Below are 11,054 nucleotides of genomic sequence, written 5' to 3' on the forward strand. Positions count from 1 at the left end.
CAAAGAACGTTCTTTGTTTGGCGACTTTAAGGATTGTACAAAAAAAGGAGGGTTGGAAACAATCACATCATATCGTTTCTCAGCTTTTGAGCAAAACACTTGTAACGAAGCATTCCAAGAATTGATACGGTTACCAAATGGAGAATTTCCAATATTATCCTTTGCCTGACTTACAGCATCGCTGTCAATGTCTATTGCATCTATTCTAGCTTTTTCGTTGCGCTGAGCCATCATCAACGAAATGAGTCCCGTACCTGTACCTATATCCAGAATATTATCGCCCGAAACATTGACCCATGCACCAAGCAAAACACCATCTGTACCCACCTTCATGGCACAACGATCGTGATAGACTGTAAACTTTTTGAACCTGAAATAAGGATTCGGCATATCTATATAAGTAACATTTTTATAGTAAAATCAATGTATAATTTCTTATTACATGTATTATACTATCACTCATTCAAAAAATCTATAACCATTTATGGCATAAATTTTGTTATATATGTAAGCAAAGTTAGTTATTATTCCATATTTTTATCTGCTTCTTGTAAAAAGGAGCATAAAAACAAAAACAAGGATTATAAATATGTTTAGTAAAAAGAAAGATTTTCTCAGTCTCGAAGAAAACAATGGACCGGTTATATCGATCATAGCTAATGACTTCGATGATGGAGATTGCTATATAAATGAAAACGACCTGAAAGAAGAAATCGCGATTCTTCCGCTAAGAAACACGATTATTTTTCCCGGGACGAGCATGCCGATATCCGTTGCACGAAAAAAATCGTTGAAGCTGATAAAAAGTGTAAGCCGTCTGAAAGGGAAATACGTGGGGCTTGTCTGCCAAAAAGACGCAGACAACGAAGAACCCGAAATCAACGACCTGTATTCAATAGGCGTTATTGGCGAAATTATACGTGTAATCGAGCTTCCGGACGATGAGAACGTGACTGTCATCTTTCAAGGAAAAAAACGTTTTCGCCTGACAGAACTGACACAAACCGAACCGTTCCTTAAAGGAAGATACGAAATCAAGGAAAGTGTTCCTGTTCTCAAGACAGACACAGAATACAAAGCACTGTTAGATTCTATTCGCGACCAGATGATACTCATGCTGCGTATGTATGGCGAACCACCAAAGGAATTCATACAGCGAATAAAGTCGGATACTGTATCTTCGGTATTGGTAAATTACTGTTGTGCAAATCTGCCTGTTTCGGGATCGGAGAAGCAAGCTCTCTTGGAAATAGACGACGAAAAAGAACGTGCTTACCGCCTGTTGGTTATCCTCAATCGTGAAACTCAGATGATGGAGATGAAGCTCAACATCCAAATGAAAACGCGTGAAGAGCTCAACCAACAACAAAAAGAATACTTCCTTCAACAACAGATAAAAACAATTCAGGACGAATTGGGCGGAAGCCCTCAACAAGCCGACCTCGAGGAGTTTAAACAGAGAGCAGCAAAGAAGAAGTGGGGTAAAGATGTAGCCGCTATTTTCGAAAAAGAAATAACAAAGCTCGAACGCCTGCATCCGCAGTCGCCCGACTACTCTACTCAATATACATATATAGAAACCATACTCGACTTGCCTTGGGGCGAGTACACGAAGGACAATTTCAATCTGAAAAATGCTCAGAAGGTGCTCGATCAAGATCACTTTGGTTTGGAGAAAGTAAAAGAGCGTATTATTGAGCATCTTGCCGTACTGAAACTGAAAGGTGACCTCAAATCGCCGATCATTTGTCTTTATGGCCCTCCGGGAGTAGGGAAAACATCCTTAGGTAAATCTGTAGCAAAAGCACTCAACCGCAACTATGTGAGAGTGTCTTTGGGAGGATTGCACGACGAGTCGGAAATACGAGGACACCGCCGTACATATATAGGCGCGATGCCGGGACGTATTATTCAGAATATACTCAAATCCGGTTCTTCAAATCCTGTGTTTGTGCTGGATGAAATCGATAAAATAGGTAGTGATTTTAAAGGTGATCCGTCTTCTGCACTGTTGGAAGTACTTGACCCTGAACAAAATTCAACATTCCACGACAATTACCTGAATATCGATTACGATTTATCGAAAGTAATGTTCCTTGCTACAGCAAACAACCTATCGACCATCTCTCAGCCATTGCTCGACCGTATGGAACTGATAGACGTGAGCGGGTACATTATAGAAGAGAAAATAGAAATAGCTCGCCGTCACCTGATACCTAAACAATTGGAAAATCACGGACTGACAAAAGACGCTATCGATATTCCGAAAAAAACAATAGAAAAAATTGTAGAAAACTATACCCGCGAATCGGGAGTACGTGAACTGGACAAGAAGATCGCCAAGATTATGCGTAAACTCGCTCGTAAGGTAGCTTCTGACGATGAATACAAGAAAGTGATCGATCCGGATGATTTGCAAGAGTATCTGGGTGCAGTAGAATATACCCGTGATCAATATCAGGGTAACGAATATGCGGGAGTCGTTACAGGCTTGGCGTGGACTTCGGTAGGTGGAGAAATTCTGTTTATAGAAACATCGCTAAACAAAGGCAAGGGCGGCAAACTAACCCTTACAGGAAATCTGGGTGATGTGATGAAAGAATCGGCCATACTTGCACTCCAATATCTACAGTCGCACGGACAGCAATTGCTCGGTATCGACGAAAAGGTATTCGACAACTGGAATGTACATGTACACGTTCCCGAAGGAGCTATTCCGAAAGATGGGCCGTCGGCAGGTATAACAATGGTTACATCGCTGGCTTCGGCTTTTACCCAACGCAAGGTTAGACCAAATCTGGCAATGACCGGAGAAATAACTCTGCGTGGAAAAGTTCTTCCCGTCGGAGGCATCCGTGAAAAGATACTGGCTGCAAAACGTGCCGGAATAAAAGAGATTATCCTTTGCAAAGAAAACAAAAAGAATATAGACGAAATCAAACCTCTATATCTCAAAGGATTGACTTTCCACTATGTAGACGACATAAAGGAAGTTCTCGATATAGCTTTGCTAAAAGAGAAGGTGAAACACCCTTTAGACTTAACCATAAAAGAAGAAAAAGAGAACAAAGGGAACTAATAGGTAAAGAAATTTCTGAATACATAAAGAGGCTGTCTAATTTTTTGGATAGCCTCTTTGCATAATCCACTACCCTCTTACTTATTTCTTGGTAATTGTTTATGGGGCTGCTTTATAGAATCTGATAATTTTCTTACATTTGTATCACTTATGGCAAAAAATCAACGTTTAGGCGAAAGCTTCTCTATAATCAACAGATATGCTATGTTTTATGGTCTGTTGCTCGGATTGTTCTGGGTTATCAGATACATATTTCTAATTGTAGCAGGCATAGGTGTATCAGACAGGTTTGCATTCATATTTTATCTACTCAACATTGTCACATTGTTGGTAGTGTATATTTTCTATTACAGGTTTAAGACTTCCGACCCCGACAATCCGCAAAGCGCATGGCATTGCATCGCCTTTACCGTATTGATGTGCTTTTACGCCTCTTTTCTCGAAGGTGTAATCATGTTTGCTCACTATCAGTTTATCGACCCGGCATTCTTTAGCCGCATGATAGAGCCGGTGATGAAAAGCATAGAAGTTGCCCCTATAATAAAAGTACCTGAGGCCGACTACGAACGGGCAAAAGACATTATGAGAGTAATATTTTCCAACAAACTGACATATATCGTAATGGAATTTATAAAGAACATATTCTTAGGATTTTTCCTTAGCTTTGTTCTCAATTTTGTAGTCAAAATAAAAAAGAATAACTAAGGCATCTATGGATATATCTGTTGTTATACCTTTATATAATGAAGAAGAATCGCTAAGCGAACTCCATGCGTGGATAAAAAGGGTTATGAATGAGAACGGCTTCTCGTACGAGATCATTTTTGTTGACGATGGCAGTAAAGACCGTTCGTGGGAAATAATATCTGATTTGAAAAAATCGGACGAAAATGTAAAAGCAATCCGATTCAGACGCAACTATGGCAAATCTCCTGCCTTGCATTGCGCTTTCGGACGTACAACCGGCGATGTTGTGATCACGATGGATGCGGACTTGCAAGACAGTCCCGACGAAATACCGGAACTCTACAAGATGATAAAGGAAGACAAGTATGATCTTGTTTCGGGATGGAAAAAGAAACGTTACGATCCACTGTCGAAAACATTGCCTACAAAGCTATTTAATGCTACAGCCAGAAAAGTTTCGGGAGTGAAGCTCCACGACTTCAACTGTGGGCTGAAGGCCTATCGCAAAGATGTGGTGAAAAGCATAGAGATATATAACGATATGCACCGTTATATACCATACCTTGCAAAAATAGCAGGGTTTACAAAAATTACAGAAAAAGAAGTACACCATCAAGCCCGTAAATATGGTAAAAGCAAATTTGCCGGATTCAGCCGTTTTGTAAACGGTTATCTCGATTTGCTAACTCTTTGGTTTTTATCGGTATTTGGACGAAAACCAATGCACTTTTTTGGACTGTGGGGTACTGTCATGTTCTTTATCGGATTCATAGCTGCTGTTATTTTAGGTTGCAGCAAATTGTATGCTATGAGCAAAGGGATAGCACACCCGTTGGTGACTAGTTCACCGTATTTTTTCATTGCCCTGACAATGATGATACTGGGAACACAGCTTTTTCTTGCGGGATTTCTGGGAGAGATTATCTCACGCAGTTCGAGCGAAAGGAACAATTATAAAGTAGAAGAAGAATTATAAGTAAGTCTGAATATCAGCCTATAGCTGTATCCTTTTCATTCCATTAAGAACAAAAGGCATCAGTTAAGACTACTACATAAAGCTAATGCGACTAAAAAATCTTATTGAAAACCGCTATTCGGTTAGGGCTTACATGCCTCAACCTGTAGAAGCGGAAAAAGTGAATTACATTCTTGATTGTGCACGCCTGGCACCGTCAGCTTGTAACTACCAGCCTTGGGTATTCTATGTTGTTACCAACAAGGATGCAATAGAAAAAATACAAGAATCGTACAACAGAGAGTGGTTCAAATCGGCACCTATGCATATAATCGTTTGCAAGGATTCTGAGCAATCGTGGAAAAGAAAAAACACTGACAATAAAGACTTTGGTGATGTAGACGCAGCCATTGCTGCCGAGCATATATGCCTCGCAGCGGCCGAAATCGGCTTGGGAACGTGTTGGGTTTGTAACTTCGACCCTCACATTCTGTGTAAGGCTCTCGATATACCGGCTCATCTGGAAGCCATAGCCATATTCCCCCTCGGATATGTTGACGAACAAAAAAGCATTTGCCCAAACAAAACCCGTAAGGAACTGAACGAGATTACCAAATGGATATAATCCAAATTATTATACTAGCAATAGGCCTGTCGATGGACAGCCTCGTTATAGCACTTACCAGTGGGGCTATAATAAAAAATCACGATACGATCAACATCCTGAAGATAGCGGGTATGCTCGCATTTATGCAAATGAGCCTCACTGTGTTCGGATGGTTTATAGGCTCCACATTTGCTGAATATATCGACGAGTACGATCATTGGCTGGCATTTATCATTCTCTTTTTCTTAGGCACAAGGGTAATATACTCGAGCATCAAAAACGAAGGAGAAAGCAAGCCATTCAATCCGCTTAATTTCAAAACCATGTTTAGTCTGGGCGTTGCAACCAGTATCGATGCCACAGCCGTAGGGCTATCCATGTCGCTGATCAATATAAACATATTCCTTCCGGCTATAGTAATCGGTGTGGTTACAATGCTTGTAGCTTCGTTTGGTGTGATATCGGGAAGCAAAGTCGGGCAACGGTACAATCTTAGAATAAATATCATAGGAGGCATTATCCTCATCATTATCGGGTGCAGTATACTTATGCAGCATACAGTTTTTCATCACGAAGGCTGGGCTTTCATCTGATATTGTTTACAATGCTAAAGTCTTGTTAAATAAATAAAACTATTACATCTAAAGGCTTATATACGTGTTATCTTTAGTAATGCAAATATTATATTTGCTTTGGTTATAATTTATAAAACTAAAAACAAATGACACTTATATTCTTTCTGATATTTTCCATCGCTATTTTAGGGATAATGTTTGTCTTTTCTCTGATCAGGGGAGTAGCGTCTTTTATATTCGGAAGACCATCGTCTTCTCCTTTTTCGGGACAAAGGACCAATAATACTTATTCATCGAATAATAACGAGCAATACAATCACGCATCAAAAAACGATCAACGCAAAGTCTTTTCGAAGAACGAAGGCGAATATGTAAAGTTTGAAGAGATAAAAGAATAGGAAAAAGTAAACATAAACAAAAAGCAGAAAGTCGAATGATTTTCTGCTTTTTTTGCTTGAATATTTTATTTTTTGTTCTTTTACTTTGATATTAATCCCTACTTATATTAAGTAGTCAATAATAATTAGTGTAACTTAAATAAAAAGAGCAGCAAAATATTTTGCTGCTCTTTTATATACTTGATTGCCTGATTTAAAACTCGGCATTGTTTGGTGTACGAGGGAAAGGAATCACATCACGGATATTCGCCATACCTGTAATAAAGAGGATAAGACGTTCAAATCCTAATCCGAAACCGGCATGAGGTGCTGTTCCGAATTTACGTGTTTCGAGGTACCACCAGATAGGGTCTGTATTCATTCCCAGTTCCTTGGTACGGGTAATAAGTTTATCATAATCAGCTTCACGCTCCGAACCTCCGATGATTTCTCCAATCTTAGGGAAAAGGACATCCATGCCACGAACAGTTTTGCCATCTTCGTTCTGTTTCATATAGAAAGACTTGATCTCCTTTGGATAGTCGGTCAGGATAACAGGACGTTTGAAGTGCTTTTCTACCAAATAACGTTCGTGTTCCGATTGCAAGTCGGCTCCCCAATAAACAGGGAATTCGAACTTGTGTCCGCTCTTCTCCAGTATCTCTACCCCTTCGGTATACGTAAGGCGTACAAAGTCGTTAGCTGTAACAAAGTTCAGACGGTCTATCAATTCTTTATCAAAATGCTCGCTCAGGAATTCAAGATCATCCTTACAATTTTCCAACGCATAACGTATCAGATATTTTAGGAAGTCTTCCGCCAAGTCCATATTGTCGTGGATATCATAGAACGCTACTTCGGGCTCTATCATCCAAAATTCGGCAAGATGTCGAGGAGTATTTGAATTCTCGGCACGGAATGTCGGGCCAAATGTATAAATAGCACCAAGAGCCATTGCTCCAAGTTCACCTTCGAGCTGTCCCGATACGGTAAGGTTGGTCTGGCGTCCGAAGAAATCTTCAGCATAGTCTACCTGTCCTTTATCGTTGCGTGGAACATTATTAAAGTCGAGTGTAGTTACCTGAAACATAGATCCTGCACCTTCTGCATCCGAAGCAGTTACAATAGGTGTATGGAAATAGAAAAATCCATTATCGTTGAAATATTTATGGATGGCATAAGCCATATGGTGACGTATACGGAATATTGCACCGAAAGTATTTGTACGAGGGCGCAGATAAGCAATCTCTCTCAAAAACTCGAGTGAGTGCCCTTTCTTTTGCAACGGATAAGTTTCAGGGTCTGCTGTTCCGTAAATCTCTACAGAATCTGCCTGAATTTCCATTGTTTGTCCCTTACCCTGCGATTCTACCAACTTTCCGATAACATGGATACATGCTCCGGTACTTACAGGTTTGAAGAACGTCTCTCCAAATTTTTCCACATCGGCTACGATCTGAAGATTATGAATTGTAGAGCCATCGTTCAGGTGAATAAAATTCACATATTTATTACCACGAATAGTTCTTACCCATCCTTTTACGGCGACTGTAGCCCCAAATTCTTTCTCTTTTCGGAGCAGATCTACAATTTTTGTTCTACGAATACTTTCCATCTTTGTAATGTGTATTAAATCTTCAATTTGTCTATTTTGAACAAACTTGGCATAATGCCTTTTTCAGGTTATGCCAAGTCTTCATTTAATATAATTATTTTATTCAAAGGCTCCCATACGAAGCATGTTCACTTCTTTTTCGGTCAGATAACGCCATTTGCTTCTCGGTATGTTTTTCTTTGTCAATCCGGCAAAGTATACACGGTCGAGTTTCACTACCTGATAACCTAACTTTTCGAATATGCGACGAACAATTCGGTTACGTCCCGAGTGTATTTCAATACCCACTACATTCAGTACATCTTCTGCCTGATATGCAATTGAGTCGGCATGTATCTCTCCATCGTCCAGCTCTACTCCGTCGGCTATAGCCTGCATATCTTCGATAGCTACGTCACGGTCGAGAGTAACCTGATAGATTTTCTTTTTCTTAAACTTAGGATGCATCAGTTTAGACGCAAGGTCTCCGTCGTTTGTCAACAATAAAACACCTGTTGTGTTTCTATCGAGACGACCAACCGGATAGATACGTTCCGGGCAGGCATTTTTCACCAAGTCCATCACAGTAAGACGGTTTTGCGGATCATCTGATGTTGTCACACAATTTTTCGGTTTGTTGAGCAATACGTATACTTTACTTTCCAAGCGTACCGGTTGATCGTGGAATGTAACCAAGTCTCCACGTGTAACTTTTGCTCCCAATTGATCTACTACCTCACCGTTTACCTTCACTACACCCGATGTGATAAACGCATCAGCTTCGCGACGAGAACATACTCCGGCATTAGCCAGATATTTGTTCAAACGTAAAGGTGTACTTGGATCTATATTTTCTTTGTACTTTACAGGCTTAACAAGTCTTTTAACTCCTTCGGCTGCTTTATTATAGCCACTGCCACCACGGTTAGCACCACCATAACTGCTACCGCCGCTGCGATTACCGCCGCCATAGCTACCGCCACCGCCACGATTGCCACCGCCATAGCTACCACCTCCGGTACGATTGCCGCCGCCATAACTGCTGCCTCCGGTACGATTACCGCCACCATAGCTGCTGCCTCCGGTGCGATTACCACCACCATAGCTACCGCCACCACTACTGTAGTTGCCACCGCTACGGTTACCGCTATTGTAATTACCGCCACGATTGCCCGAGTCATAGTTACCGCCACGGTTGCCACCGCTGCTATAGTTACCACCGCTACGGTTACCGCTATTGTAATTACCTCCGCGATTACCAGAATCGTAGTTACCGCCACGACTACCTGAATAACCACCGCCGTCTCTGTCTCTATTATCGGAATAACCGCCACCGCTATATGATCGACGTTCTTCGTTTCCTCTATCGTAAGAAGAGCCTTGTCTGTCGCCACCAGCCTTATACGGATTTCGTTCTTTTCCACGGTCAGGGCTATCGTAAGATTGTTTGCGTAGATCGCCTACACGAGCTCGCTTCTTCTTTACAGGATCATTTCCATTTGATTTGTTTTCTGATGAAGAGTAACCATCCCGGCCGTCTCTATCATTTCCATTTTCTGTCACCATTTGATTTTTTTCTTGTTTAATTATATTACATTCATTTTTTTCAAAACAACCTCACGGTTATTATACAACGTAAAAATTTATACACCAGTGTAAGTATGAGGTGTAATTTTTCTCAGTTCATCTTTCACAGCATCACTGACATTCAGCTCATCGATGAATTCTGCAATTGATTCTGCTGTAATTGCATTGTTCGTACGAGTAAGAGCCTTCAGTGCTTCATAAGGTTTCGGATATCCTTCACGACGAAGAATCGTTTGAATTCCTTCTGCTACAACTGCCCAGCAATTGTCCAGATCTCTATATAATGCTTCTTTATTCAATAATAATTTATCCAACCCTTTCAATGTGCTTTGAATAGCAATCACGATATGCCCCATCGGTATACCGATATTACGCAATACAGTAGAGTCTGTCAAGTCTCTTTGCAAGCGCGAAACAGGCAGTTTACCCGCCAAGTGCTCCAATATTGCATTTGCTATACCCAGGTTACCTTCTGCATTTTCAAAATCGATAGGGTTTACTTTGTGCGGCATTGCCGATGATCCTATTTCGCCCTCTTTGATCTTTTGCTTAAAATATTCCATCGAAATATATTGCCAAAAATCTCTGTTGAGGTCTATCATTATCGTATCGATGCGTTTCAAAGCATCAAACACCGCTGCCAAGTTGTCATAATTGGATATCTGTGTTGTCCACTCTTCTCTCACCAAGCCCAACTTTTCGGATACAAACTTGTTTCCAAAAGCTTTCCAGTCATATTCGGGATAGGCTACCGTGTGTGCGTTATAGTTTCCTGTAGCTCCTCCAAATTTAGCCGACAAAGGCACCGATCGGAGCAATTGCAACTGAGCCTGAAGGCGGCTGGCAAAAACCATAATCTCCTTACCCAAGCGTGTTGGTGATGCCGGTTGTCCGTGCGTTTTAGCCAGCATAGCTACGTCAGCCCAAGCCTCAGCCTGAGATGTGAGCTTCACGATCAACTCGTCGAGCAAAGGATAATACACGTCTGTCAAAGCATCTTTCAAAGATAATGGTACAGATGTATTATTTATATCCTGTGAGGTAAGTCCAAAGTGAATAAACTCTTTGTATTGTTCAAGCCCAAGCTCATCGAATTTCTCTTTTATAAAATATTCGACAGCTTTTACATCATGATTTGTTACTTTTTCAGTCTCTTTTACACGTGAAGCATCTTCTTCCGAAAAATTATCAACGATAGACTGCAGTTTAGGAAAAACTTCTTTATCTATATTTTTCAATTGAGGTAGCGGCAATTCGCATAGAGCTATAAAGTATTCTACTTCTACTCGCACGCGATACTTTACAAGGGCATACTCTGAAAAATAATCGGCTAGTTTCTCTGTCTTATTGCGATAACGACCATCTATTGGCGAAATGGCAGTTAAGGGAGTTAGTCTCATTTTATGTTATAAGTACTTATGTGTTTTTAATTAGTCTTTTCTTAAAAAATCTCTCTTTCAATATCACTACTTACTTTGAACTACAAATATACAACAAAATATAGTTCTAAAAGGTTTTTATAAATGCTCTTCAGGTAAAGAACTTCAAGACTGTTTTTTTTGTCTTAAAAAGATAAAAAAAATGATGATTTAC

The 11,054-nt window shown here is 40.4% G+C and carries 10 protein-coding genes; 6 read left to right on the forward strand and 4 right to left on the reverse strand.

Features of this window, described 5'->3' with window-relative positions; genetic code table 11:
- Positions 1-390, reverse strand: a 390-nt coding sequence (locus LDB17_RS07050; RefSeq protein WP_393924960.1) for a tRNA1(Val) (adenine(37)-N6)-methyltransferase, incomplete at its 3' end; no start/stop codon positions are given.
- A 199-nt stretch (positions 391-589) separates the two neighbouring features.
- Between LDB17_RS07050 and lon the strand changes: the two genes are divergently transcribed.
- The 6 genes from lon (at position 590) to LDB17_RS07080 (ending at position 6,301) form a co-directional block, all read left to right on the forward strand.
- Positions 590-3,079, forward strand: coding sequence for an endopeptidase La (gene lon / locus LDB17_RS07055; protein WP_252638555.1), 2,490 nt, complete (start codon positions 590-592; stop codon positions 3,077-3,079).
- A 150-nt stretch (positions 3,080-3,229) separates the two neighbouring features.
- The gene (locus tag LDB17_RS07060; protein ID WP_135104769.1) at positions 3,230-3,784 is read left to right on the forward strand and encodes a DUF4199 domain-containing protein; all 555 of its coding nucleotides are present in this window, start codon (positions 3,230-3,232) and stop codon (positions 3,782-3,784) included.
- A 7-nt stretch (positions 3,785-3,791) separates the two neighbouring features.
- Complete coding sequence (locus LDB17_RS07065) at positions 3,792-4,742, forward strand: glycosyltransferase family 2 protein (RefSeq protein ID WP_252638554.1); 951 nt, start codon at positions 3,792-3,794, stop codon at positions 4,740-4,742.
- 85 nt (positions 4,743-4,827) lie between these two features.
- Positions 4,828-5,346, forward strand: coding sequence for a nitroreductase family protein (locus LDB17_RS07070; RefSeq protein WP_252638553.1), 519 nt, complete (start codon positions 4,828-4,830; stop codon positions 5,344-5,346).
- Complete coding sequence (locus LDB17_RS07075) at positions 5,337-5,921, forward strand: manganese efflux pump MntP family protein (protein WP_252638552.1); 585 nt, start codon at positions 5,337-5,339, stop codon at positions 5,919-5,921. The genes LDB17_RS07070 and LDB17_RS07075 overlap by 10 nt, the downstream gene beginning before the upstream one ends.
- A gap of 128 nt (positions 5,922-6,049) precedes the next feature.
- A complete protein-coding gene (locus LDB17_RS07080; protein WP_252638551.1) occupies positions 6,050-6,301 on the forward strand; it encodes a DUF4834 family protein in 252 nt (83 codons plus the stop codon).
- Between the two features lie 193 nt (positions 6,302-6,494).
- Here the strand turns inward: LDB17_RS07080 and asnS are convergent, their stop codons facing one another.
- The 3 genes from asnS to purB form a co-directional block, all read right to left on the reverse strand.
- On the reverse strand, positions 6,495-7,895 hold the full coding sequence (gene asnS / locus LDB17_RS07085; protein WP_252638550.1) for an asparagine--tRNA ligase: 1,401 nt from the start codon (positions 7,893-7,895) through the stop codon (positions 6,495-6,497).
- Between the two features lie 99 nt (positions 7,896-7,994).
- Positions 7,995-9,440 carry a pseudouridine synthase gene (locus LDB17_RS07090; protein ID WP_135104763.1) on the reverse strand — a complete coding sequence of 482 codons (1,446 nt, stop codon included), beginning with the start codon at positions 9,438-9,440 and terminating at the stop codon, positions 7,995-7,997.
- Positions 9,441-9,517: 77 nt separating this feature from the next.
- Complete coding sequence (gene purB, locus LDB17_RS07095) at positions 9,518-10,861, reverse strand: adenylosuccinate lyase (RefSeq protein ID WP_135104762.1); 1,344 nt, start codon at positions 10,859-10,861, stop codon at positions 9,518-9,520.
- Positions 10,862-11,054 lie beyond the last annotated feature (193 nt).

This window comes from Dysgonomonas sp. Shenzhen-Wh21 (assembly GCF_043392705.1).
Classification (GTDB): domain Bacteria; phylum Bacteroidota; class Bacteroidia; order Bacteroidales; family Dysgonomonadaceae; genus Dysgonomonas.

Bases quoted from the DNA above. Each gene is read 5' to 3' on its own strand.
- asnS (WP_252638550.1), bottom strand. From the start codon at position 7,895: ATGGAAAGTATTCGTAGAACAAAAATTGTAGATCTGCTCCGAAAAGAG.
- LDB17_RS07090 (WP_135104763.1), bottom strand. From the start codon at position 9,440: ATGGTGACAGAAAATGGAAATGATAGAGACGGCCGGGATGGTTACTCT.
- LDB17_RS07060 (WP_135104769.1), top strand. From the start codon at position 3,230: ATGGCAAAAAATCAACGTTTAGGCGAAAGCTTCTCTATAATCAACAGA.
- LDB17_RS07080 (WP_252638551.1), top strand. From the start codon at position 6,050: ATGACACTTATATTCTTTCTGATATTTTCCATCGCTATTTTAGGGATA.
- LDB17_RS07070 (WP_252638553.1), top strand. From the start codon at position 4,828: ATGCGACTAAAAAATCTTATTGAAAACCGCTATTCGGTTAGGGCTTAC.
- purB (WP_135104762.1), bottom strand. From the start codon at position 10,861: ATGAGACTAACTCCCTTAACTGCCATTTCGCCAATAGATGGTCGTTAT.
- LDB17_RS07065 (WP_252638554.1), top strand. From the start codon at position 3,792: ATGGATATATCTGTTGTTATACCTTTATATAATGAAGAAGAATCGCTA.
- lon (WP_252638555.1), top strand. From the start codon at position 590: ATGTTTAGTAAAAAGAAAGATTTTCTCAGTCTCGAAGAAAACAATGGA.
- LDB17_RS07075 (WP_252638552.1), top strand. From the start codon at position 5,337: ATGGATATAATCCAAATTATTATACTAGCAATAGGCCTGTCGATGGAC.